Source organism: Gilliamella sp. Gris3-2 (genome assembly GCF_001690345.1).
In the GTDB taxonomy this organism is placed as follows: Bacteria; Pseudomonadota; Gammaproteobacteria; order Enterobacterales; family Orbaceae; genus Gilliamella; species Gilliamella bombi.
Genome location: NZ_LZHB01000001.1, coordinates 20,557 through 46,224, shown reverse-complemented (window position 1 = coordinate 46,224; position 25,668 = coordinate 20,557). Strand labels below are relative to the sequence as shown.

Here is a 25,668-nt window from a genome sequence, read left to right as displayed (position 1 = left end):
CCAATGGTGAAGGCGTTTGATTTGCAATGCTAAACTATATTTATCATAATAAATTAATCATAATGATTAAGGTGGACAACTTATTGAGAGTGAATCATTGGCGCTGTCCTTTAATTGAATTTTATACCTAAATCTCTATGTGCAAATAAATTCATAATGTATTGTTGATCGTGAATTACGGTTGATAATTTAATACCTAGAACAAGTGTTGTATTTATTTTTCGTTTTATATTGTCAATATAGTTTATAACAAAATCAACACCTTTAACAAATATTAACGAATCTTAACAAAAGTTAATATTTTTTATCTTTAAATGATACTATTTCTTGTTTAAAATTAAACCAATATCCTCTTAATGGGTGATATTTTGTGCATTAATACTACAGAAACACCATTAATTAATGGTCAATAATAACTCAAATATTTAATTCTTTAAAATAATCGTAAATTCACAAAATAGAATAGGTAATGGTATAATGTCATTTAATCATACTTTTCAACAACCAAAAAATTTGATTTCTCTGAGATCGTTACTTTTTAATTGTAAGGTACAGCTATTTTATACTCCATGTAAACACCTCCTTTCACTTCTAAAATTTTTCTCTTCACGTTTAACTCTATTTACTTGTATTTATCTTCTTTTACCTGCAAATAGTGCAATCGCTTTATCAGCAACGACCAATAAAGTAATACGCGGTAGTGCGCCGTATTTAACGTTTGATGGTGGAGCGACCAAGATTACGAGTGTTGAAGGGTTGTTAGGCATAAAACTGCCGAATAGTAGCTATATACCACCAGGTATAAATAGTGCTCTTTACCCAAATGCACAAGTAGATACCTCAAATGCAGATAACCCAATAGAAATGCCAAATATAACCGACACTTTCGCCGATATTCAAACCATAGTGCCTGTTTCAAATTATCCTGAAGTTTCGTTAACTAATTTGGTTAATGCTTATGGTCGAGATGATGACGGGGATGGTAGCATCAGTGCATCAGGTCAATTAACGATTAAATGGCAAGACAAAAATGGTAAAGACATTACTAATGAGGTTAAAAAACAACCAAATAAGCCATTCAATATTTGTAATGCACCTTATAAACTAACATTAACCGCAACTGATACTAGGTTACAGACAACGTATGGTATACCAGGAGAAAGTCAATTCTCTGGGGCTAGTCACTCATATTACATCAAACCCAATATCAATAAACCTTTGGTGTGTTATGCTCAACCTAATTTAAACCATGGTACGAACCAATACGCTGGTCCAGAGGAACAATGGGATCAAAATTATGGATTTAAAGTACAAGACCTTGGCAATGCATCAAAGAATTTCCCTACAACTGGAGCAAATAATTTATATTTTAAATTAATGCTAGAAGGTATGACAGCAAGACAAATGATTGCTATTAATGGTAATAAAGTAAATCCAGTATCAGGTACGGGGATTACGCTATCATTGTCAGCTGAAAATAATGCATTAGAGGGTAATATTGTTCGGATAACCTTAAAAGGACCAACACAGAATTCGATGAATAAAACGTTTCACCCAGCAAGATTTGAACTTTATAGTGATACAGCAAAAAAAAACTTGATATATCAATTTAAAATAGATCGTTGGTTTATCGTAAAACCAGGGGATACAGGTCAAAATTACAATAATGCGCTTTCGTTTTGTGAAAAACTTTCTTCACCACAAACGTATTTTGTCCCCGCGGCACAAGATTATACAAACGCAAATGGTAATGGTTGGAATTTAGGAGTACCAGGACAAGGCAATACGTATCAACGCAGAATTAGTTATTGGAATAGTTCCCGATGGGTTGGAGGATTGTTTAACGAATGGGGAATTATTTATGACTATCATGATGCAGGTTGGAGTTCTGGTGACTATTGGGTAATCGATGAATTTCAAGGTAGAAGATATAATGTTTTCGCTAAATTGGGTGATGTAGATTTTGCATTCTATCGCCCCTCTAGTGATAGGGTTGCTTGTGTTGCTTGGTAAACACTTAATAATTTCATTTACCTTAGAATGAGTAAATTATAAAAAACACTGGATTATTTACACTTTATGGTTAGAATAACCCGTTAAAAACTCATAAAGCGTTTTCCCCCGAAATCGCTTTATGGGGTTTAATCTTATTATAATTCTAACAGCTATCTATTTAATCATCGTTTCATTCGATTCTTATTAATTTAAACAGTTTTCGTTTTTAGTTTGTTTATTTCTTTTTTAGTATTATTATCAACAAATCCCATATTTATATCAGGGAATAATGTGAGTAAACTACAAAATAAAATAACCCGACGTAATTTTTTACAAAAATCATTAACTATAGCAGGTGTATCTGTACTAACGAATAATATACAATTGCCTTTTGTCTATGCAGAGCCAAACACCAATGCTAGAAGTAAGATAATCCTTACTAATTCCACAGATGAAGAAAAGATTGTTTATAGTGCTTGTTTAGTAAACTGTGGTAGCCGTTGTCCTTTAAAAGTTCATGTCAAAAACGATATTATTACTAAAATATCATCAGAAGATGGGATTAATGATTCCGTTTTTGGCTTGCATCAAATTCGCCCTTGTCTTCGTGGTAGATCTGTTCGTTGGCGAACTTATGATCCTGAACGTTTAAAGTATCCTATGCTACGCATTGGTAAACGTGGTGAAGGTAAATTTAAACGAATTTCATGGGATCAAGCCATTAGTCTACTAGCCAATAAACTTAAATATACCATTAATCAGTATGGCAATGAGGCAATTTATTACCAATATGGTTCAGGTACAACAGGAGCTAATCTTTCTGGGCGTAATGCATGTAAGCGTTTTTTAAGTACAATTGGTGGTTTTTTAAATTATCATGGCGATTATTCGAGTGGGCAAATTTCAGCTATTCGCCCTTATATTTTTGGTAATGCTAAGGATTCTTTACTTGATCAGATAAAGCATTCTGATTTAGTTGTGATGTTTGGACATAACATTGCCGAGACTCGAATGTCGGGTGGAGGGCAAGTTACAGAGCTTTTTCATGCATTAGAACAAAGTAATGCCCGGGTGATTATAATTGATCCCCGTCGCAGCGAAAGTGTGGTGGCGTATAATGCTGAGTGGATCCCGATAATTCCCGGTACCGATGCTGCGTTAGTTGCTGCTATTGGCTATGCTTTACTTGAAGAAGATCGTATTGATGATGCAATGCTCAATCAATATTGTGTTGGTTGGAACACTGAGTCATTGCCTGACAGTGCACCGCCTTTTAGTGATTTTAAATCTTATATTCTCGGATTGGGTAACGATAGAACGCCTAAAACACCAGAATGGGCAGCTAAAAAGACAGGTATTCCTGCGGAACAAATTCGTAAGCTAGCACTGGATATTGTTAACGCTAAAGCTGCATGGATTTCTCAAGGTTATGGTGTACAGCGCTGGCAAAATGGCGAACATACCGCACGTGCGATTATGATGCTACCTATTATTACAGGACAATTTGGTAAACCTGGTACCAATATTGGGACGTGGGGTGGGAGTGTTATTTATCCTATACCTAGTTTTAACCTTCCAAATCCTGTTAAAACCAGTATTCCTTTCTTTCTATGGACGAAGGCAATTGAAGATGGGCCAAGTATGACAGCTAGAAATTCTTATCTCAAAGGTAAGGAGAAGTTGGATGTAGGTATTAAATTTATCTGGAATTATGCTGGTAATGTAATTGGCAATCAACATTCAGATCTAAATCGTACTCACCAAATTTTACAAGATGAATCTAAATGTGAATTTATTCTTGTTTGGGATACGCATATGACTGCATCAGCCAAATATGCTGATTTATTGCTGCCTGATGTTTCATCAGTTGAAAATAATGATTTGATTAATAACTCTTATTCATCTGGTGCGTATAGTTATTTAATTCGTATGCAACGTACAATTAATCCGCTTTGGGAAAACCGTGCAGCTTATGATGTATTAACCGATCTTTCTGAAAAGCTAGGCGTAAAAGATAAATTTACTGAAGGTCGTTCTCAAGATGAATGGATAGAATATTGTTATGAGCAATTGCGAAAAAATGAACCTAATTTACCTCCTTTTGCTGATACCGATGGTATGGGCGTTATTGATCGCAAGCTAGCGGATAGCGATACCCAGATTGCACTAAAAGCCTTTCGAGACGATCCTATTAAAAACCCATTAAATACACCATCAGGAAAAATAGAAATCTATTCAGAAGCATTAGCTACTATCGCCAATGAATGGGAACTCGATCCAGAGGATTTTCTTCACCCTATTCCTGCCTATTTACCTGCCATTGAAGGGAGTGAAGATAAATCAAAACGCGAAAAATATCCATTGCAACTTATAGGTTTTCATACCAAAGGGCATTGCCATTCTACTTACAGCAACTTACCACAACTACGTGAAGCAGTAGCCAATAGCCTTTGGATTAATCCATTTGATGCCAAACAAAGGCAAATTAAACATGGTCAATTAGTTGAGGTTTACAACGATCGCGGTCGGCTTTATATTCCTGCCAAAGTTACACCACGAATATTACCAGGTGTGCTTGCAATACCTCAAGGTATGTGGGCCAAAACTAATGCATCAGGGGTTGATATTGGCGGATGTATTAACCGCTTAACATCGTTGCGCCCAACAGTACTTGCAAAATCGAATCCACAGCATACCAATCTGGTTGAAGTTAAACCATTATCGGTTGCAGGATTAACATTGTAAATTAAAGAGTGGATAATAAAAATGCAATATGGATTTTATATTGATTCTTCAAAATGTACCGGTTGCAAAACCTGCCAACTCAGTTGTAAAGACGAGAAAGACAATGCTTTAGGTGTTCATTTTCGCCGTGTTTATGAATATGGTGGAGGTACTTGGCAGTTGGTTGATGGTATGTGGCAAAACGATACCTTTGCCTATTATTTATCTATCTCGTGTAATCATTGTGAAGAACCAACTTGTGTACAAGGTTGCCCAACAGGTGCGATGCATAAACGAAAGCAAGATGGTTTAGTGGTTGTTAATCAAGATATTTGTATTGGTTGTCGATATTGCGAAATGCGTTGTCCTTATGGAGCACCGCAATTTGATCATCAAAAAAAGGTCATGTCAAAATGTGATGGCTGTTATGAACGTGTAGCCGAAGGTTTAAAACCAGTATGCGTTGAATCTTGCCCTCAGCGTGCGTTAGATTTTGACGAAATTGAAAAACTACGTCACCGTTATGGTGATGAATGCAATATTGCACCACTACCAAGTTCACAGCTGACTAAACCTAATATTGTGATAAAACCACATGCACATGCTAAAGCATCTGGTGATACCTTAGGTAAAGTACTTAATCCTGAGGAGGTATGAGTTATATGCATGAATTACCATTGGTATTTTTTACGGTACTCGGTCAATTATCTGCTGGGATGGTGTTGATTGGTGGCATATCATCTTTAAGCCATTATTCATACAGTTTAATTAAGATAAATAAAATGAATATGGCGGCTCTGATTGTAATGGCTGTTGCAATGCTTATTGCTTCGCTACATTTAGGTCATCCTTTTCGGGCTCTTAATGTTATTTGGGGTATTGGTCGTTCGCCGATGAGCAATGAAATTTTTTCCTTTGGTCTCTTGTTTGGAATAACATTAGTATGTGTATTACTAACTTATTTTTCTTATCATAATGATGGTAAAAAATGGCTATTGGTCAACTCACTTTGTCAACGTATATATCAAATCCCCAATTTTTCTAAAATATTATCTTTATTGTTGATCTTTTTTAGTTTAATTTTTGTTTGGATGATTGCTCTTACTTATATGCTACCAACGGTTAAAACCTGGAATACCTATTACACAGCCATTCAGATGTATACCTCTATGCTAGTGTTAGGAGGAATTGTTGCAATAGTTTTTGGGATATTTCGAATTGGCATAATTTCTTTCTTTACTGGTGTAATATCGATTCTGTTATTAAAAATTCCTTATATTAATTTAATGACCTCAGTATCACCTGAACTTACCTCAAAACAATATATTTGGATGTTAATTCAATGCCTATTATTAGTACTCGCACTTGTTTTAGTTTTTGTAAATATTTATCGATCTAAGCAATCAACAATAATTTACTCTGTTGCTTTTATTATTGTTTTATTTGCCGAGTTATGTGGGAGAATTGCGTTTTATAATTTATGGACTATTCAAATGTAAAATTAATAACATTTTAATGTTTTTAATAACAATAAAAACATACTATACAATAGGGACTGTTGATTTTTTTAACAAAAAATAAACAGATATACTAGTGTCTTTCTATAAAAATAACGACTATCTTCTATAAATAATTAATACCAAGCTCAAGCACTTATTGATAGCAAAAACTTGACATTATCTCCCCTGGGGTCTAGAATCTTGCGACCCAAAACTTATACACATAGGTTTTGGTCTACAGTTATTAATTACGTATCTAAAAAGCAATTTTAAATTTATTTTAATTAATCAGGAGCTTATTAATGGCAACAATTAATCAGCTGGTACGCAAACCAAGAGCACTAAAGGAAGCAAAAAGCAACGTTCCTGCCCTTGAAGCATGCCCGCAAAAACGCGGTGTTTGTACTCGTGTTTACACAACTACACCGAAAAAACCAAACTCAGCATTACGTAAAGTATGTCGTGTACGTTTAACCAACGGTTTTGAAGTTACTTCTTATATCGGTGGTGAAGGTCATAACCTACAAGAACATAGTGTAATTTTAATCCGTGGTGGTCGTGTTAAAGACTTACCAGGTGTTCGTTACCACACTGTTCGCGGTGCATTAGACTGCGCAGGTGTTAAAGATCGTAAACAAAGCCGTTCTAAATACGGTGTTAAACGACCTAAAGCTTAATGGAACTCCGTTAAGTAAGGCCAAACTATATAATTCCATTTAACTCATTTGAGTTTTGGGTAAACCTGAAAATTTATAACATATAAACGGAGTATTCCAATGCCACGTCGTCATGTTGTCGGTCAAAGAAAAATTCTTCCTGATCCGAAGTTCGGTTCAGAGTTACTGGCGAAATTTGTAAATATTTTAATGATAGATGGTAAAAAATCTATCGCAGAATCAATCGTATATTCAGCTCTTGATAAATTAGCTGAGCGTAGTGGAAAAGACCACTTAGCAGCTTTTGAAGTTGCATTAGATAACGTAAGACCAACTGTAGAAGTTAAGTCACGTCGCGTTGGTGGTTCTACATACCAAGTTCCTGTTGAAGTGCGTCCAGTACGTCGTAATGCACTTGCAATGCGTTGGATTGTAGATGCTGCACGTAAACGTGGCGATAAATCAATGGCTTTACGCCTAGCGAATGAACTTATGGATGCTTTTGAAAACAAAGGTACCGCTGTGAAAAAACGCGAAGATGTTCATCGTATGGCTGAAGCTAATAGAGCGTTTGCACACTATCGTTGGTAATATTCGCACTTATAATTGTATAAGTGACTTGAATTTGGACTGATAGCCCTTATCTGCTATCGGTCACCAAAATGATGTTTTATTAAGCAAACGATTCTAAACAGAGGATTAATATGGCTCGTACAACCCCTATAGCACGCTACCGTAACATCGGTATCAGTGCACATATTGACGCAGGTAAAACAACAACGACTGAACGTATTTTGTTTTATACTGGCGTTAGTCACAAAATTGGTGAAGTTCATGATGGTGCAGCTACCATGGACTGGATGGAACAAGAACAAGAACGTGGTATTACTATCACATCTGCAGCAACAACAGCTTTCTGGTCTGGCATGGGTCAACAATTTGAACCACACCGTATCAACATCATCGACACCCCTGGACACGTTGACTTTACAATCGAAGTTGAACGTTCTATGCGTGTTCTTGATGGTGCAGTAATGGTTTACTGTGCGGTTGGTGGTGTGCAACCTCAATCAGAAACTGTATGGCGTCAAGCAAACAAATATAAAGTTCCACGTATTGCATTTGTCAACAAAATGGACCGTATGGGAGCTAACTTCTTACGTGTTGTTGATCAAATCAAAACTCGTTTAGCAGCGGTTCCAGTTCCTTTAGTTTTACCAATCGGTGCTGAAGAAGGATTTACTGGTGTTGTTGATTTACTTAAACGTAAAGCAATTAACTGGAATGATGCTGATCAAGGTGTAACATTTACTTATGAAGATGTGCCAGCTGACATGGTTGACCAAGTTGAAGAATGGCGTTCTTTCTTAATAGAAACTGCAGCTGAAGCAAGTGAAGAGTTGATGGAAAAATACCTTGGTGGTGAAGAGTTAACTGAGCAAGAAGTGAAAGCCGCATTGCGTGAGCGCGTACTTGCCAACGAAATCATCTTAGTAACTTGTGGTAGTGCCTTTAAAAACAAAGGTGTGCAATTCATGCTTGATGCTGTTATTGAATACTTACCAGCGCCAACTGATGTACCAGCAATCAAAGGTGAATTACCAAATGGTGAAGCTGCTGAACGTCACTCAAGTGATGATGAGCCATTCTCATCATTAGCGTTCAAAATTGCAACAGACCCATTTGTTGGTAACTTAACATTCTTCCGTGTTTACTCTGGTGTTGTTAACTCTGGTGATACTGTTCTTAACTCTGTGAAAGATAAGAAAGAACGTTTTGGTCGTATCGTTCAGATGCACGCTAACAAACGTGAAGAAATTAAAGAAGTTCGCGCAGGCGATATTGCTGCTGCAATTGGTCTTAAAGATGTCACAACTGGGGATACTCTTTGTGCTGAAAGTGCACCAATTATTCTTGAAAGAATGGAATTCCCTGAGCCGGTAATTTCGGTTGCTGTTGAACCAAAAACTAAAGCTGACCAAGAAAAAATGGGCCTTGCTTTAGGTCGACTAGCACAAGAAGACCCTTCATTCCGTGTTCACACTGATGAAGAATCTGGTCAAACTATTATTTCTGGTATGGGTGAACTTCACTTAGAAATCATCGTTGACCGTATGAAACGTGAATTTAAAGTGGAAGCAAATGTTGGTAAACCACAAGTTGCTTACCGTGAGACAATTCGCAATGAAGTAGAACAAGAAGGTAAATTTGTTCGTCAGTCTGGTGGTCGTGGTCAATACGGCCATGTATGGTTAAAAATCAAACCATTGGAAGCTGGTGGCGAAGGCTACAAATTCAACAACGAAATCGTTGGTGGTGTGGTTCCTAAAGAATACATCCCTGCGGTTGATAAAGGCTGTCAAGAACAAATGAAAAACGGTGTTCTTGCTGGTTACCCAATTGTTGATGTTGAAGTCACTATCTTTGATGGTTCTTACCATGATGTTGACTCATCAGAAATGGCATTTAAAATTGCTGGTTCAATGGCATTTAAAGATGGCTTCATGAAAGCTAAACCTGTGCTTTTAGAACCAATTATGAAAGTCGAAGTTGAAACTCCAGAAGATTATATGGGTGATGTTATCGGTGACTTAAACCGTCGTCGTGGTATGATCGAAGGAATGGAAGATACTGCAACAGGTAAAACTGTTAAAGCACAAGTTCCACTTTCAGAAATGTTTGGTTATGCAACAGACCTTCGTTCACAAACTCAAGGTCGTGCTTCTTACTCAATGGAGTTCTTGAAGTACAATGAAGCACCAACAAATATTGCAACCGCAATTATTGAAGCTCGTAAAGCGAAATAATTTTATCTAAATAAAGTAACACTTCCCTTAATCAATTAAGGGAAGTGATTTAATAAAGGAACATTAAGATGTCTAAAGAAAAATTTGAACGTACAAAACCCCATCTAAACGTTGGTACAATCGGCCACGTTGACCACGGTAAAACAACTTTAACTGCTGCAATTACTTCTGTACTTGCTAAAAAATACGGCGGTCAAGCTCGTGCATTCGATCAAATCGATAACGCACCAGAAGAAAAAGCACGTGGTATCACCATCAACACTTCACACGTTGAATACGATACACCAACTCGTCACTACGCACACGTAGACTGCCCAGGCCATGCTGACTATGTTAAAAACATGATCACTGGTGCGGCACAAATGGACGGTGCTATCTTAGTAGTAGCAGCAACAGATGGTCCTATGCCACAAACTCGTGAACACATCCTTTTAGGTCGTCAAGTAGGTGTTCCTTACATCATCGTATTCTTAAATAAATGTGATATGGTTGATGACGAAGAATTATTAGAATTAGTTGAAATGGAAGTACGTGAACTTCTATCTCAATATGATTTCCCAGGTGATGATACACCAGTCATTCGTGGTTCTGCGCTTAAAGCGTTAGAAGGCGATGCAGCATGGGAAGACAAAATTGTTGAATTAGCAGAAGCATTAGATAGCTATATTCCAGAGCCAGAGCGTGATATCGACAAACCATTCCTATTACCAATTGAAGACGTATTCTCAATTTCAGGACGTGGTACAGTAGTAACTGGTCGTGTTGAACGCGGTGTAATCAAAGTTGGTGAAGAAGTTGAAATTGTTGGTATCAAGCCAACCACTAAAACAACTTGTACTGGTGTTGAAATGTTCCGTAAATTACTTGACGAAGGTCGTGCAGGTGAAAACGTTGGTGTATTACTACGTGGTACAAAACGTGAAGAAATCGAACGTGGTCAAGTACTTGCAAAACCAGGTTCAATCACTCCACATACTGATTTTGAATCAGAAGTGTATATTTTAAGCAAAGATGAAGGTGGTCGTCACACTCCATTCTTCAAAGGTTACCGTCCACAGTTCTACTTCCGTACAACTGACGTAACTGGTACTATCGAATTACCAGAAGGTGTAGAAATGGTAATGCCTGGAGATAACATCAAAATGACAGTATCATTAATTCACCCAATCGCAATGGCAGACGGCTTACGTTTTGCGATTCGTGAAGGTGGTCGTACTGTTGGTGCGGGTGTTGTTGCTAAAGTTATTAAGTAATCAAACTTACCGTAATAAAGAGCAACTATTGATGCTCTTTATAATCAGTAAAAAAGGTGCATTTAGGTGTGCCTTTTTTATTTTTTAATCAATAATTTCATATATACTTAAAGTTAACTAACCGCAGTAACCTTATATTTTCTACAGCATTATAAAACGTCAAGCCTCGAACATATTTCCGTTAAAAGAAAGCCTTTAGCCAATTATTCTAAATGTCTATTAATACTTTTACTAATTTATCTAGCATATTTTTAGTACATCATTGATATTAAAAATAAATTTCACTATTTACAGTTATACATAAGGTTGTTATTAGTGAATTTAATTCATGATACTATCAATTAGAAACTTATTTATTTCAATAAATATAAGGGTTAGAATAATTTATCGAAAATATATTATTCGCTTATTGTTAGAAGGATAAAGTTTATTCAAATTAATTTTTACAAGGGAGGATTTTATGGAATATTTACAACTTGGCAACTCTGAGATTAAAGTGTCTCGTCTTTGTTTAGGATGTATGAGTTTTGGTGATCCTGCCAGTAAAATGCATGCATGGACACTTAATCCCGATCAAAGCGAAACAATTATTAAACATGCACTAGATTTAGGAATTAATTTTATTGACACTGCCAACACTTATTCTGCCGGTACAAGCGAAGAATATTTAGGACGGGCAATCAAAAAAAATATCGCTCGCGACAAAGTCATATTGGCAACAAAAGTCTATTTTAACGAAGGACACCTATCAAAAACCGCAATTGAAAGGGAAATAGACGGATCGCTTAAACGACTTGGCACTGACTATGTTGATTTATACATCATTCATCGCTTTGACGATACAACACCAATGGAAGAAACAATGCAAGCTTTACACAATCTTGTCAAGGCAGGAAAAGTCAGAGCTTTAGGAGCTTCGGCTATGTATGGATACCAATTTTATAACATGCAACTTGTGGCAAAGCAAAATGGTTGGACGCCTTTTATTTCTATGCAAAATTACTACAATTTACTTTACCGTGAAGATGAACGCGAGCTTATCCCTATCTGCCAACAATTCAATGTCTCTTTAACACCATATAGCCCTTTAGCTGCAGGCAGGCAGGCTTGCTCGCCTAGCATGGAAAACCAACACCTTACGCAGCCAAACCGATCAAGTCGCCAAGTCTAAATATGATGGCACGCAAAAAGCTGATGTCAGCATTGTGCAAAGAGTTAATGAACTTGCACAAAAATATGAAGTAACCATGACACAAATAGCATTAGCTTGGCAATTTGCTAAAGGAGTCACTTCACCAATTATTGGTGCAACTAAAACCAATTATCTCGATTATGCTGTTGGATCACTTAAAGTATTTTTATCGGAGGAAGATATTGAATATTTAGAAGAACAATACATACCACATCGTATTGTTGGGGCGCTTTAATTTGTGAAATAAGATGATTACGAAGAAGTTAGCAAACTTTTTAGCCATTTGATGAAATAAATAGCAGTATGATTTTGGGGGAATTTGTCCCTCCCTAATGTAGTAGTTAAGTTTTCTGACACAGCTAATTAGTTTTATTCCAACAATAAAAGAGAATATACCCATTCTCTATTTAACGTATCAAGCAAGCATTTAAAAATAACCGCAATCACAGAGTCGCTGGAGTTGTTTTTTTTAGCATAGAAGAATTCCTCTTATAATGGACTCCTCTCTATTAGATCAAAGAACTCGCCAAAAAGCGAGTTCATTGTCATCAATCTGAAACCAGACATTATGTCTGATTTTTTTACTTTTTATCACGACAATATTTAAAAATCTAAATTCGCCGCTTTAAGGGCATTTTCTTCAATAAATAGTCGGCGTGGTTCAACTTCATCCCCCATTAATGTGGTAAATAATTGATCCGCTTCAATTGCATCTTTTATGGTGACTTGCAACATGCGACGACTGGTTGGATCCATTGTGGTTTCCCATAACTGTTCTGGGTTCATTTCACCTAGTCCTTTATAACGCTGAATAGTTAATCCACGACGTGATTCTTTAATTAACCAATCAACAGCTTCATCAAAAGATTCTACGGGTTGTTTGCGTTCTCCACGTTGAATAAAGGCGCTGTCTTCAAGTAGATCTTTTAATTGTGCACCAAGGTGGCAGATATTACGGTATTCATTACTATGGATGAATACTTGATCTAATGGATAATGAGTATCTACACCATGAGTTTTTACTTTAATGATTGGCACATATAGTTGTGCTTTTTCATTATATTCAGCTGAATAAAGGTAGCTGCTACCATGTTGTTCTTTATTTGATAGTTTTTCAACAAGGGTTTTTGCCCAATTTTCGGCTTGTTGTTGGTTTTGTAAAATACTTTCGTTTAATACATCATGATAAACCAATTCCGATAGCAACGCTTTTGGATAGCGACGTTCCATTTTTGTAATAAGTTTTTCGACTTTTTGATATTCAGCAATTAGTTTTTCTAATGCTTCGCCTGCAAGTGCAGGTGCATGGTCATTGACATGTAACGATGCATCTTCAAGCGCTAAGGCAATTTGAAATTGCGTCATTGCCTCATCATCTTTGATATATTGTTCTTGCTTGCCTTTTTTGACTTTGTATAAAGGTGGCTGTGCAATATAAACATAACCTCGCTCAATGATTTCTGGCATTTGTCGGTAGAAGAATGTTAATAATAATGTTCGAATATGCGAGCCATCAACGTCGGCATCGGTCATGATAATAATACTGTGGTAACGCATTTTGTCTGGGTTATATTCATCACGGCCAATTCCACAACCTAATGCGGTAATTAGTGTTCCGACTTCTTGAGATGAGAGCATTTTGTCAAAACGGGCTTTTTCAACATTTAAAATTTTACCTTTAAGCGGTAAGATTGCTTGATTTTTGCGGTTGCGTCCCTGTTTTGCTGACCCCCCCGCAGAGTCCCCTTCCACTAAGTATAATTCAGATAAAGCTGGGTCTTTTTCTTGGCAATCAGCAAGTTTACCTGGTAATCCGCCTAAGTCTAAGGCGCCTTTTCGACGTGTCATTTCGCGCGCTTTACGGGCGGCTTCTCGTGCTCTTGCAGCATCGATGATTTTTCCGACAACAATTTTGGCATCACTTGGGTTTTCAAGTAGATATTCTGTTAACTTTTCGCCCATTACGGATTCAACGGCGGATTTTACTTCTGATGATACCAATTTGTCTTTGGTTTGTGATGAGAATTTGGGGTCAGGTACTTTAACTGATACTACCGCAATTAAACCCTCACGAGCATCATCACCTGTGGCGCTGATTTTGGCTTTTTTGCTGTATCCTTCAGCTTCCATATAGTTGTTTAATGTGCGCGTCATTGCTCCACGGAAACCCGCCAAGTGAGTACCGCCATCTCGTTGTGGAATGTTGTTAGTAAAGCAATAGATGTTTTCTTGGTAACCATCGTTCCATTGTAGTGCTACTTCAACACCAATACCGTCTTTTTCTGTGCTGAAGTAAAATATTTTAGGATGAATAGGATTTTTATTTTTGTTTAAGTATTCAACAAACGCTTGAATGCCACCTTCGTAGTGGTAATGTTCATTTTTGCCTGTGCGCTCATCAAGTAATCTTATTGATACGCCTGAGTTTAAGAATGATAATTCTCGTAGTCGTTTTGCTAATATTTCGTAGACAAACTCAATATTGGTAAATGTTTCTGGGCTTGGCCAGAAGCGTACATAAGTGCCAGATTCAGATGTTTCGCCAATTACTTTTAGGGGAGCTTGCGGGACACCTAAGTTATAAACTTGTTGGTGGATTTTTCCATCACGATAAATAACTAATTCTAATTTATCTGATAAGGCGTTAACAACTGAAACACCTACACCATGCAAACCACCAGATACTTTGTAAGAATTATCATCAAATTTACCGCCAGCATGCAATACGGTCATGATAACTTCTGCTGCTGAAATACCTTCTTCTTCATGAATACCTGTTGGAATACCGCGACCATCGTCACGTACAGAAACAGAGTTATCAGGGTGGATTGTTACTTCAATATGGTGACAATATCCAGCTAATGCTTCATCTATGGCATTATCAACAACTTCAAAAACCATATGGTGAAGTCCTGTACCATCATCAGTATCACCAATATACATACCTGGACGTTTACGGACAGCATCAAGCCCTTTGAGTACTTTAATGCTAGAAGAATCATAAGAATTGGACATGGATTTCTCGACTTTTTTGATTGTTTATATCGTTCTGTATATTTACGAAATTATACCAGATTTTATGTGAAAAATCTTATCATTTTCATCGATCATATGGGTAATTTGCGATTGGTTAACTGCAGTAATAAATACTTGTGAATTAGCTTGTTTTAAACGTTTGGCTAACAATTCGCGTTTATTGTTATCTAATTCAGATGCAAAATCATCAAGTAGGTAGATACAAGCTTGGGTATTTTGCTTGGAGTAATATTCACCTTGAGATAAACGTAATGCGCACATTAATAATTTTAATTGTCCACGTGATAACAGATCTTCAACTGGAATGTTATCAACACGTAATCGAATATCTGCTTTATGTGGTCCGGCTGATGTGTAGTTAAGGAGTTTGTCTCGTTCATACTGTTTGCGTAATATTTCAGCATAATCAGTACCATGCTCCCAACCTTGGTAATATTGGCAATTAAGTTGGTATTCGGGTAAAAAATCATGGCATGTTTGTATAATTTCAGGAAAAATATGTTGTGAGTAGTTTTCTCTAATGTGGCTAATTTTTTCAGCGATGGGCGCAAGTTCTTTGTCCCAAGGTAATAATTGATTATAGCTATGGGATTGCTTTAATAATGCATTGCGTTGTTTAAATAAACGCTTTAAATTATTCCATAAATGAACAAATTCAGGGTGGTGATGAAAACATCCCCAATCAATAAATGCTCGGCGATATTTAGGTCCACCAGTCAATAAATCAAATCCTTCAGGTGTGATTAGTTGAATGGGTAATAATTTGGCTAAATCGGTTAATCGATAACCTTCATCTCCATCTATTCTGATTTTATTATCATTATTACGCGATTTAGCAAGTCCAATTGAGTGAATTTGTTGATTGGACGTGTTTAGTTCGCTGAATAATATTAGTTCTGGCTGTTCATGTTGAATAATTCGATTAGATTGAGTGTGTCTAAATGCACGACCATGACCAAGCATATAAATGGCTTCAAGTAAGCTCGTTTTTCCACTCCCGTTATCGCCAACAATGAAGTTGAAATGTGGCGATAAAGATAATTGTGCATAACTAATATTACGAAAATGATGAACTTTAATTTTTGAAAGAGTCATATGCTTTAAATTATTCCGGACGAAGCCGGAATATTAAGTGAGATTGGATTATAAGCGCATTGGCATAACAACATAAGTTGCTGTTTGATTATTGATATCTTCTATTTGTACACTTGATGTTGCATCGGTTAATAATAGTTGTACGCTATCACATTTCAATGTATTTAATATATCAAGTAGATAGGTTACATTGAAGCCAATCTCAAGCTCTGCGGATTCATATTTTACGTCAATAACTTCTTCTGCTTCTTCTTGTTCTGGGTTGTTTGCTGTAATCTTTATTTGATTGTTATGGACATAAAGTCGAATACCACGGAATTTTTCATTAGATAAGATCGCAACTCTTGATAGGGCGTTTCTAAGTTCTTCGCAAGATACTTCAAGTGGTTTATCTGGGTTGCGTGGTAATACTCGTTTGTAGTCAGGGAATCTTCCATCAATGAGTTTTGATGTGAAAGTGAAATCACCAAGATTAACCCGTAAGTTATTATTACCAATTTGCATATTGATTAATTCTTCGTTATCACTAACCAGTTTTGCAAGCTCTAGTACCCCTTTTCTTGGTAAAATGACAGAATGATTAGTTTTAGTATCTTGTTCAATAGGTTGTGAGCATAAAGCTAATCGATGTCCATCTGTTGCAACTGATTTTAGTAAACCATCTTCAATTTCAAATAACATGCCATTTAGGTAATATCTTACGTCTTGATTCGCCATTGAAAATTGTACTGCATCAATAAGGCGTTTAATGGTTTTTTGTGGAACTGAAAGTTCAACATCACTTTGCCAATTTTCTAGATTTGGAAAATCGGTAGCTGGTAGTGTTGATAATGAAAATTTACTACGTCCTGATTGAATCATCAATCGGTTATCGTCAACGCTTATCGAAATTTTGGCGTCATTAGGTAAGTTTCGACAGATATCAAGAAACTTTCTTGCTGGCACGGTTGTTGCGCCAGGTTCACTTGGTTCAATTAATGGTAGATGAGATATCATCTCTATTTCAAGATCAGTTCCTGTCATCGATAGCGTGTTATCACTCACTTGTAATAATAAATTCCCCAAAATTGGTAGTGTAGGGCGACTACTTAATGGTGCACTTACAAGTTGTAATGGCTTTATTAGTTTTTCACGATCTATAATAAATTTCATAGTATTGATTCTTTTTAAGTTGATAATGTTCGAATTAAATTGGAGTAATCTTCTTTAATGTTATTACTTTCTTCTTTTAACTCTGCGATCTTTCTACATGCATGTAATACAGTCGTGTGATCTCTTCCACCAAAGCCGTCACCGATTTCAGGTAGGCTTTTATTTGTGAGCTCTTTGGCAAGCGCCATTGCTACTTGCCGTGGTCTTGCCACAGAACGAGAACGACGTTTAGAAAGTAAATCTGATACTTTAATTTTATAATATTCGGCAACTGTCTTTTGTATATTTTCAATGGTGACAAGTTTTTCTTGTAAAGCGAGTAAATCTTTTAAGGCATCTTTAACAAAATCAATGGTAATGGCCTTTCCTGTAAAATTAGCATTAGCGATAACTCGATTAAGTGCGCCCTCTAATTCACGAACATTAGAGCGTAATCGTTTAGCAATAAAAAAAGCGACTTCTTCAGGTAATTTAATATGATTTTCCTCGGCTTTTTTCATTAAAATTGCAACCCGTGTTTCTAGTTCAGGTGGCTCAATTGCAATGGTTAGTCCCCAACCAAAACGTGATTTTAGTCGGTCTTCAACGCCATTAATTTCTTTTGGATAGCGATCTGACGTTAAAATAATTTGCTGATTACCTTCTAATAAAGAGTTAAAGGTATGGAAAAATTCTTCTTGAGATCGCTCTTTATTTGCAAAAAACTGAATGTCATCGATAAGTAAAGCATCAACAGAACGGTAGTAATTTTTAAATTCTTCGATAGCGTTATTTTGTAGTGCTTTGACCATGTCTTGCACAAAGCGCTCGGAATGCATGTAAACAACTTTGGCGTTGGCTTTTTTTGCCATTATTTGATTGCCAACTGCATGTAATAAATGCGTTTTACCTAAACCGGTGGAACCATATAAGAATAGTGGATTATAAGCTTTTCCTGGATTTTCAGCTACTTGTTTTGCAGCCGCAACAGCAAGTTGGTTTGATTTACCCTCAACAAAACTATTAAAAGTGTGCTTATGGTTAATACCTGAATGATACACATGATTATTATTGGTTTCTTTTGTTGTTTTCCATGCAGGAACAACCTCTGCTTTCTTTGGGTTATTTTGTTCTTTTTTATCTGCGGATACGGTTGAACCAACTTCAAGAAATAATTTTAGAGAATCGTCATTAATTAGTTTATTTAATAGTTGAGAAATAGTAGTTAAATATTTATTTCTTACCCAATCTAGGACAAATCTATTGGGCGCATAGATATAGAGTTTATTATCAACCATTTCCGCTTGCAACGGGCGAATCCATAAGTTGAATTCTGTTGTGGGGATTTCTTCTTGTAATTGAGAAAGGCAATCTTGCCAAATAGCGGTAGGCACGGCAACTCCTTTAACTTTGCTTACTAACAATATCGTGAAGTATTATAATCTTTTTTGTGGATAATTTGTAGATCTAAGGTAATATTTAATTTAGTTGTTAACAATAAAAATAAGAAAAACCCGGCTTATAACCGGGTCTTAATGAAGTATCTAAATAACAAAAAATTAATTTGTTTCATTAGTTACTTGAACTTCTTTTTTGTTAAGTGCTTTAACTTCAATTTCAACACGACGATCTGGAGCTAAACAAGCTTTTAAGCTAGCACCACGAAGAGCATTACATTTTGTACCAGTAACTGGTTGAGATTTACCCACACCACGAGCGCTAATTAGGTTAGAAGGAACACCTTTAGCAATTAAATATTTCATTACTGAGTTAGCACGTTGTTCAGATAGTTTTTGGTTATAATTAACTGAACCAATACGGTCAGTATGACCAATTACTACGATAGCGCTTTCAGTTGGGTTAAGTTTAACAAGGTTTGTAAGTAAGTTGTCTAATGCTTGACGACCTTCAGCTTTTAAATCAGCTTTTGCATAAGCAAATAGTACATCTTCATTTAATACATAACGGTTTACTTCAGTTTTTAGTTCAACCGGAGCTGGAGTAGCTGGTGAACCTAAACGGTAAGTAATACCTAAACTTACAGTACCTGCGTCTGGAGATGCGTCAGTTTTAGTATGAATATGTTGAACATATTGGTATTCTAAACGAGTAGAGAAGTCTTCGTCGAAACGATAGTCAAGACCTAATGCATAGACTGGAGATACATCAGTTTTAGTTCCACCATGACCGTGTTCTATTCTAGTGTCACCACTGTTTTTCCATTTAGCAATAGTAACCATACCTCCAGCACGACCATAAATATCTAGATCGCCAATGATAGGGTAGCTTAATTTACCGGTTAATGAAACGCCTTGTGCAGAAAGTTTACTATTACCCGCTTTAGTCTTATCATCAGTCCAAGTTCTTTTATATTTAGCAGAACCTAACCAATCATAACCTAACTCAAATGCTAAATATGGGTTTGCCTGGAAACCAAGGAAAGCACCACCAACAACATTGCTACGATTTGAAGTTTTAATACCAACTTCATCTTTATCAAAGCCACGAACTTTATGTGCATCTAATCGATAAAGCTCTGACCAACCTAATTTAGCACCTGTATAAAAAGTGTTGTCTTCGTATGCTGCGTTAGCCGCAGTAGCTGTTAAACTTGCAACTGCGATTGCTAGAGCTAGAGTAGTTTTTTTCATTTTATTGCCTCAACTTAAATGTTGTTATAGACGTTGTTTAGTTTCTTTATTGTTTAATAATTTACTTCAAATAAAAAGAACAATCATTTATTGTTATAAAATTATGTTACCCATAATCTGTTGCCTAGTATAGCATAGATAATAGGCAAATCTATAGTTATTGCTGTCACAACAAAAAAATATTTAAATAATTTTATCAAATAATTTTGTTAATTGTTATGTAAAAGTCATTAATGGAATTTGCTAATGTATTAGCCATAATAAAGAAGTCAGCTTCTAATCTTTTATCAAATTCATCTGAACCGATATCTTCGTTTTCATCCAAAATAATAGAATCGAACTTAATTCGTTTAAATGTTAGGTCACTATTAATAATAAAGCTAACGCCTCTTTCATCAATAATTTTTATTTTAGTGATCCATTTCCCTGAATCGAAATGGACACGCATTTCATCACTGGTGATTTCTTGATTTTTACAGCTAATAATTCCATTCCCTTCAAGAGGATCTTTTAGTTCGGCTTGATCGCCTAATAAAAATGGTGGGAATTTTAGGTTTTCCTTAGCCCATGTGGTCATAACCTGTTCAAGCGGTTTATCAATCGATAAAGGCGTTAAAGCGAGTGAGCCAAGCTCTTTACGTAAAATCGCTAAGATATCTTCTGATTGTTTAAAGCTACTGCAGTCAACAATAATGCGTTTATTATGCGTATCTAACCATAACCAATAATGATTATATTTACTAAAAGCTCTTGGCATTAGATCGATCATAACCTCATCTTTTAAGGTGGCTTTTTCGTTTTTAGTTAGTTTTCTGCTTAGTGCTTGTTCTTGTTTATCGATTTTTTCTAATAAAGCTTGTTTTATTACGGGAGCTGGTAATATTTTTGTTTCTTTTTTTATCCGTAATAATAAATGCCCTTGCATGTCAACTATAAAATCATCTTGATTATTATCATGATAAGGTGAAACCCAGCCCATCTTTGTGGTGTCTAAATTACCACATGGAGTAAAAGGGTGAGACTTTAGCGCTTTTTCTATTGCATCTTTATTAAGTAACGTGTCACTATTAAGTTGGTAAATTATGGCATTTTTAAACCAAAGCATACTTTTCTATTTCCTGCATTTTTGTGATAAAGAGTTATCATTGTTTAAATGAGTAACAACTTATAGAGAATAATAAGCTGTCATTATTTGGTTATTGAGTATAAATGTATATTTATCAGAAGCTATAAGATACACCCATATAAATCGAGGTTACCGTGCTATTATCCACCATTGGGCTATCTGCCGCATCACCAGTTAATTTGTCAATATGAACACCACCAAATGTCGCAATATTTGGGGTTAATGAATATTGTGCAGCTAATTCAGCATAAGGTGTCAATGACGCATCAGCATTAAAGTATCGTAATCCTGAACGAGAGGTTTCTTTATGTGAAACACCATAATAATAATCATTGTGCTTATTATTAGCCCAATTTATACCGATGGTGGGCGCAACAATCAAATTGCCTTGCATATAAGGAACGGTATAATCAGCATTTACTAAAATACTATTACTTTCATTTAATACATCAGTTCCTACACTACTGGAAAAACTTCCCCAATTGGTATCAATAGAATACTCGATTTCTGCAAGTAATGTTGAATGGCGGCTATCAAGTAGCCTTAATTGGTGGTTATCTGAATCATGTGGCTTAAATTCGTTAGATAAATAACGTGCGCCAATAGAGACGCTTTGATTGTCTTGATTATAAGCATAAATACCTGCCGACAGGTCATCGATAAAAAACAGACCATTATCATAATCAATATGAGGAATAGGGTAATAATTAGCACTATAACTTTTATACGGTGAATTAGCCCGACCCACACCAACCCCGATAGAGGTAGAGTCAGCTAATGCAATTTGGGTAACTCCTAAAGTTATTATTGATAAAATAGATAGTGTACAAAATGTTTTTTTCATTTTTCATACCCATATATAAAAGGTGATCACCTGTCGTTATTTATACTAATTTTATATCTTATTGATGGTTAGTTTTGTCGTCACACAATCTATACATTAATTGTACATTGTAACAAACAAATTTCCTGAATAATAATGCCACATTTTATCATGTTTGAATATCAATTAGTGAGACAACTTATGAGTAAACCAACTTTAGAAATGATTAATAGCCGTCCTGATGATGCTATCTTGTTAGCAGATGAGGCAAAATATTGTTCTTTTGGTGATACAGTGCATTATGTAGAACCACCAAAAATTTTTGATGGTTGTGAAGGTAGTTATATGTATGACAAAGAAGGCAAAGCTTTCCTTGATCTACAAATGTGGTATTCTGCATGTAACTTCGGTTATGCCAATGAACGTTTAAACAATGTTCTTAAAAAGCAAATTGATACCTTACCACAATGTGCTAGCCAATATTTACACCCAACTAAAATTGAATTAGCTAAAACTATTGCTCAAGGTATGGAAAAGCGATTTGGTTATGAAGGGCGAGTACATTTCAATGTAGGTGGTTCACAGTGTATTGAAGACTCTTTAAAAGTTGTTCGTAATGCTACTGGTGGTAAATCATTAATGTTCGCTTTCCAAGGTGGATACCATGGTCGAACTTTAGGTGCTTCATCAATTACATCAAGTTATCGTTATCGTCGTCGCTATGGTCATTTTGGTGATCGTGCGATGTTTGTTCCTTTCCCATATCCTTTCCGTCGTCCAAAAGGCATGACAGCGGAGGAGTATGGTGAACATCTAGTCGCAGAATTTGCGCGTTTATTTGAAACTGAATACCACGGTGTTTGGGATCCAAAAGTTGGGCAAGCTGAATATGCAGCGTTCTATGCTGAACCTTTACAGGCAACAGGTGGTTATATTGTTCCTCCTCGTAATTACTTTAAAGGACTTAAAAAAGTTTTAGATCAGTATGGTATTTTATTGGTGGTTGATGAAATCCAAATGGGCTTTTATCGTACAGGTAAACTTTGGTCAATTGAACACTTTGATGTTAAACCTGATGTTGTTGTTTTTGCTAAAGCATTAACTAATGGTCTTAATCCACTAGGTGGTTTATGGGCGCGTGAAGAATTAATCAATCCTCAAGTATTCCCAGTTGGCTCAACCCACTCAACTTTTGCATCAAATCCGTTAGGTACAGCTGTTGGTCTTGAAGTATTAAAAATGACTTCTGAAACAGATTACGAAAAAATGGTAATGGATAGTGGTGCTTATTTCCTTGAGGGTTTAAAAACACTTGAGAAGAAACATAAAGAAATTGGTGAAGTTGATGGTTTAGGCTTGGCACTTCGCGCAGAAATTTGTACAGAAGATGGCTTTACAGCTAATAAAGCCTTAGTTGACAAAATGGTTGATATTGGTATGTCAGGTGATCTTGATTGGAAAGGTACCAAAATGGGATTAGTGCTTGATATTGGTGGTTACTATAAAAATGTGATTACTTTTGCACCATCTTTACACATTTCTCGTCAGGAAATTGATCAAGGTATTGAACTTCTAGATCAGTTAATTACCCGAGCGAAAAAAGAACTTTAATTGTTTGATCTTCATAATCCCGTCAATGTCTATTGGCGGGATTATGTGTTACAGCCAATCATAGATTTACCTTATGAAATACCTTAATCAGTTAGAACCTAATGAATTAATAGACAATTTTTTAGCTCATCCTCCGCAAGATTTTTCAGCATGGCTGAGCGAAGATGGTGTGCCTATTTTTTCTGCTAAGTTTGATCTTCTTACTACTGCAGATGATGATTTCAGGCATAAAGTTCAGAAACTTCCTTTTTATAATAAATGGCGGCGTTATTTACAACCTCATACTTGTTTTGTTGGTGCTACTGTTTCGGAATATGCATTATTAACTGATAACGTTGATGCGAATCAATTGGCTGAACACCTTAAAGCAGCTTATGCTAAGCAGTATCCTTTTTTTATTGTTAAAGATATTCCTGTTGCTTCTCCTTTACTAAACGAAAAAGACAACCATTATTCAATGGATTTTATTTCGTCATTAAAAGAAAATGGTTTTATAGAAGTTGAAGGGCAGGCATTAGCTTGGGTTCCGATTGATTTTGCAAATATGGACGAGGTTTTTTTACAGTTTTCTTATAGCCGACGTAAAAATTTTAGAAGAAAATTAAGATCACGTGAAAAATTAAATATTAATGTTTTGCATAGTGGTGATGATTGTTTTTTTAATGATACTGTTCTAGATGAGTATTATCAATTGTATCTTAATGTTTATCAGCAAAGTGAAATACATTTTGACTTATTGACCAAACCATTTTTCACCCAACTATTACAATGTAAAACCCAAAATGCACATATAGTGACTTATCACTATAATGATAGGTTGGTGGGGTTCAATATTTGTTTTGTTGTTAATAATATGCTAGTTGATAAATATATCGGTATGGTTTATCCACAGGCAAGGGAACTTAATCTCTATTTTGTAAGTTGGTTTGTTAATCTTGAATATGCTTTACAGCAAGGTTTTAGTCACTATATTGCAGGTTGGACTGATCCCGAAGTAAAAGCTTCGTTAGGTGCAAAATTCACCTTTACTAAACATCTTGTCTATATTCGCAACCCATTATTAAGAACCGTATTGCGTAGATTCATTGGTCATTTTGAAAGTGACAAGGAGAAAGTAACATGACATGTCCTATTATTCTCAATTTTGATAGAAGTGTTGGTGAAATTTGTCATGCTAAAACGATTGATTTTACCCAATGGCAAGATGTGATTCGTTTTGGTTGTACTAAGAAAAAATTTCACCAATTTAATGATGTGTTACAGCAATCTTTACCTGAAAACCATGGCACGGTATTAATGGGTAGTGGTGATTATCACCATATTTCATTATTACTGATTGAAAATCTAGCTAAACAATACTCTGCCGAGAATCCAATTCAAGTCGTAATTTTTGATAATCATCCAGACAATATGCGATATTTGTTTGGTATTCATTGTGGTTCATGGGTTAGTTATGTGGCAAGTTTGCCTTTTGTTAGTCATGTACATGTACTTGGTATTACGTCTCATGATATTGGGCTTTCTCATTTTTGGGAAAATAGATGGTCAGCGCTTTTTCATAAAAAGTTGACTTATTGGAGCTTGGAGGTCAATGTTGCATGGGCCAAAAAATTTGGTTTAGGACACGCTTTTCGACATTTTGCAACACCAGATGATCTTATTGCGAGCTTTTTATCAGAACAGTATCACAGTGCACAACCCGTTTACTTATCGATTGATAAAGATGCATTGAGCGAAGATGTAATTCATACCAATTGGGATCAAGGTAAGCTACAAACATATCATATTCTTGATACTATATCATCAATAAAACCTAGAATTATTGGTAGTGATATTACGGGAGAGCTATCTATATGGCAGCCATCAAATTGGTTCAAACGTTTACTCAGTTCGCTCGATAAACAACCTACCATATCGCCAGATAAGCTTATCAATTGGCAACGAGAGCAACATCAACTTAATTTAACCTTATTAAAGGCATTAGCAGTATAAACTGGCAAAAAAGTTTTAGGAAAGCAGGTATTTTAGGTATAAAGCCTTACCTACCTTCCCATTATTGTGATCAGAAT

The 25,668-nt window shown here is 35.9% G+C and carries 18 protein-coding genes and 1 pseudogene; 12 read left to right on the top strand and 7 right to left on the bottom strand.

Features of this window, described 5'->3' with window-relative positions:
• Positions 1-477: 477 nt before the first annotated feature.
• The 9 genes and pseudogenes from A9G32_RS00170 to A9G32_RS00130 all read left to right on the top strand — a co-directional run bounded on the left by A9G32_RS00170 (position 478) and on the right by A9G32_RS00130 (position 12,361).
• Positions 478-2,013: a hypothetical protein gene (locus A9G32_RS00170; protein ID WP_065590406.1), complete on the top strand. Its 1,536-nt coding sequence runs from the start codon at positions 478-480 to the stop codon at positions 2,011-2,013.
• Positions 2,014-2,286: 273 nt separating this feature from the next.
• A complete protein-coding gene (locus A9G32_RS00165) occupies positions 2,287-4,740 on the top strand; it encodes a DMSO/selenate family reductase complex A subunit (protein ID WP_081296687.1) in 2,454 nt (817 codons plus the stop codon).
• 21 nt (positions 4,741-4,761) lie between these two features.
• The gene (locus A9G32_RS00160) at positions 4,762-5,376 is read left to right on the top strand and encodes a DMSO/selenate family reductase complex B subunit (RefSeq protein WP_065590405.1); all 615 of its coding nucleotides are present in this window, start codon (positions 4,762-4,764) and stop codon (positions 5,374-5,376) included.
• Entirely contained in the window at positions 5,373-6,218 is an 846-nt protein-coding gene (locus tag A9G32_RS00155; RefSeq protein ID WP_065590404.1) for a dimethyl sulfoxide reductase anchor subunit family protein, read from the top strand. The genes A9G32_RS00160 and A9G32_RS00155 overlap by 4 nt, the downstream gene beginning before the upstream one ends.
• A gap of 302 nt (positions 6,219-6,520) precedes the next feature.
• Positions 6,521-6,895 (top strand): 30S ribosomal protein S12, encoded by a 375-nt coding sequence (rpsL, locus tag A9G32_RS00150; RefSeq protein WP_034883792.1) that lies wholly within the window; start codon positions 6,521-6,523, stop codon positions 6,893-6,895.
• Positions 6,896-6,994: 99 nt separating this feature from the next.
• Positions 6,995-7,465 carry a 30S ribosomal protein S7 gene (rpsG, locus tag A9G32_RS00145; protein WP_034915550.1) on the top strand — a complete coding sequence of 157 codons (471 nt, stop codon included), beginning with the start codon at positions 6,995-6,997 and terminating at the stop codon, positions 7,463-7,465.
• 113 nt (positions 7,466-7,578) lie between these two features.
• Positions 7,579-9,681 (top strand): elongation factor G, encoded by a 2,103-nt coding sequence (fusA, locus tag A9G32_RS00140; RefSeq protein ID WP_065590403.1) that lies wholly within the window; start codon positions 7,579-7,581, stop codon positions 9,679-9,681.
• A 68-nt stretch (positions 9,682-9,749) separates the two neighbouring features.
• Positions 9,750-10,934 (top strand): elongation factor Tu, encoded by a 1,185-nt coding sequence (gene tuf / locus A9G32_RS00135; RefSeq protein WP_065610821.1) that lies wholly within the window; start codon positions 9,750-9,752, stop codon positions 10,932-10,934.
• Between the two features lie 460 nt (positions 10,935-11,394).
• A pseudogene (locus A9G32_RS00130) lies at positions 11,395-12,361 on the top strand (aldo/keto reductase).
• A gap of 368 nt (positions 12,362-12,729) precedes the next feature.
• Here the strand turns inward: A9G32_RS00130 and gyrB are convergent.
• From gyrB to A9G32_RS00095, 7 genes are all read right to left on the bottom strand, one after another.
• Positions 12,730-15,141, bottom strand: a complete 2,412-nt coding sequence (gyrB, locus tag A9G32_RS00125; protein WP_065589224.1) for a DNA topoisomerase (ATP-hydrolyzing) subunit B — start codon at positions 15,139-15,141, stop codon at positions 12,730-12,732.
• A gap of 42 nt (positions 15,142-15,183) precedes the next feature.
• Entirely contained in the window at positions 15,184-16,257 is a 1,074-nt protein-coding gene (gene recF / locus A9G32_RS00120; protein WP_065589225.1) for a DNA replication/repair protein RecF, read from the bottom strand.
• Between the two features lie 48 nt (positions 16,258-16,305).
• Entirely contained in the window at positions 16,306-17,409 is a 1,104-nt protein-coding gene (dnaN, locus tag A9G32_RS00115; protein ID WP_065589226.1) for a DNA polymerase III subunit beta, read from the bottom strand.
• Positions 17,410-17,423: 14 nt separating this feature from the next.
• Positions 17,424-18,782 (bottom strand): chromosomal replication initiator protein DnaA, encoded by a 1,359-nt coding sequence (dnaA, locus tag A9G32_RS00110; protein WP_065589227.1) that lies wholly within the window; start codon positions 18,780-18,782, stop codon positions 17,424-17,426.
• Positions 18,783-18,947: 165 nt separating this feature from the next.
• Entirely contained in the window at positions 18,948-20,039 is a 1,092-nt protein-coding gene (ompA, locus tag A9G32_RS00105; RefSeq protein WP_065589228.1) for a porin OmpA, read from the bottom strand.
• Positions 20,040-20,235: 196 nt separating this feature from the next.
• The gene (locus tag A9G32_RS00100; protein WP_065560836.1) at positions 20,236-21,144 is read right to left on the bottom strand and encodes a recombination-associated protein RdgC; all 909 of its coding nucleotides are present in this window, start codon (positions 21,142-21,144) and stop codon (positions 20,236-20,238) included.
• A gap of 115 nt (positions 21,145-21,259) precedes the next feature.
• On the bottom strand, positions 21,260-22,009 hold the full coding sequence (locus A9G32_RS00095; RefSeq protein WP_081296686.1) for a MipA/OmpV family protein: 750 nt from the start codon (positions 22,007-22,009) through the stop codon (positions 21,260-21,262).
• Positions 22,010-22,189: 180 nt separating this feature from the next.
• Here A9G32_RS00095 and A9G32_RS00090 point away from each other — a divergent pair, with 180 nt between their 5' ends.
• From A9G32_RS00090 to A9G32_RS00080, 3 genes are all read left to right on the top strand, one after another.
• Positions 22,190-23,599 (top strand): aspartate aminotransferase family protein, encoded by a 1,410-nt coding sequence (locus tag A9G32_RS00090; RefSeq protein ID WP_141671394.1) that lies wholly within the window; start codon positions 22,190-22,192, stop codon positions 23,597-23,599.
• 73 nt (positions 23,600-23,672) lie between these two features.
• Positions 23,673-24,722, top strand: a complete 1,050-nt coding sequence (locus tag A9G32_RS00085) for a GNAT family N-acetyltransferase (RefSeq protein WP_034914288.1) — start codon at positions 23,673-23,675, stop codon at positions 24,720-24,722.
• Positions 24,719-25,591 carry an arginase family protein gene (locus tag A9G32_RS00080; protein ID WP_065589229.1) on the top strand — a complete coding sequence of 291 codons (873 nt, stop codon included), beginning with the start codon at positions 24,719-24,721 and terminating at the stop codon, positions 25,589-25,591. The genes A9G32_RS00085 and A9G32_RS00080 overlap by 4 nt, the downstream gene beginning before the upstream one ends.
• Positions 25,592-25,668 lie beyond the last annotated feature (77 nt).

Coding starts and splice junctions, on each gene's coding strand:
- A9G32_RS00170 (WP_065590406.1), top strand. CDS start 478: ATGTCATTTAATCATACTTTTCAACAACCAAAAAATTTGATTTCTCTG.
- A9G32_RS00160 (WP_065590405.1), top strand. CDS start 4,762: ATGCAATATGGATTTTATATTGATTCTTCAAAATGTACCGGTTGCAAA.
- A9G32_RS00155 (WP_065590404.1), top strand. CDS start 5,373: ATGAGTTATATGCATGAATTACCATTGGTATTTTTTACGGTACTCGGT.
- rpsL (WP_034883792.1), top strand. CDS start 6,521: ATGGCAACAATTAATCAGCTGGTACGCAAACCAAGAGCACTAAAGGAA.
- rpsG (WP_034915550.1), top strand. CDS start 6,995: ATGCCACGTCGTCATGTTGTCGGTCAAAGAAAAATTCTTCCTGATCCG.
- fusA (WP_065590403.1), top strand. CDS start 7,579: ATGGCTCGTACAACCCCTATAGCACGCTACCGTAACATCGGTATCAGT.
- tuf (WP_065610821.1), top strand. CDS start 9,750: ATGTCTAAAGAAAAATTTGAACGTACAAAACCCCATCTAAACGTTGGT.
- gyrB (WP_065589224.1), bottom strand. CDS start 15,141: ATGTCCAATTCTTATGATTCTTCTAGCATTAAAGTACTCAAAGGGCTT.
- recF (WP_065589225.1), bottom strand. CDS start 16,257: ATGACTCTTTCAAAAATTAAAGTTCATCATTTTCGTAATATTAGTTAT.
- dnaN (WP_065589226.1), bottom strand. CDS start 17,409: ATGAAATTTATTATAGATCGTGAAAAACTAATAAAGCCATTACAACTT.
- ompA (WP_065589228.1), bottom strand. CDS start 20,039: ATGAAAAAAACTACTCTAGCTCTAGCAATCGCAGTTGCAAGTTTAACA.
- A9G32_RS00100 (WP_065560836.1), bottom strand. CDS start 21,144: ATGCTTTGGTTTAAAAATGCCATAATTTACCAACTTAATAGTGACACG.
- A9G32_RS00095 (WP_081296686.1), bottom strand. CDS start 22,009: ATGAAAAAAACATTTTGTACACTATCTATTTTATCAATAATAACTTTA.
- A9G32_RS00090 (WP_141671394.1), top strand. CDS start 22,190: ATGAGTAAACCAACTTTAGAAATGATTAATAGCCGTCCTGATGATGCT.
- A9G32_RS00085 (WP_034914288.1), top strand. CDS start 23,673: ATGAAATACCTTAATCAGTTAGAACCTAATGAATTAATAGACAATTTT.
- A9G32_RS00080 (WP_065589229.1), top strand. CDS start 24,719: ATGACATGTCCTATTATTCTCAATTTTGATAGAAGTGTTGGTGAAATT.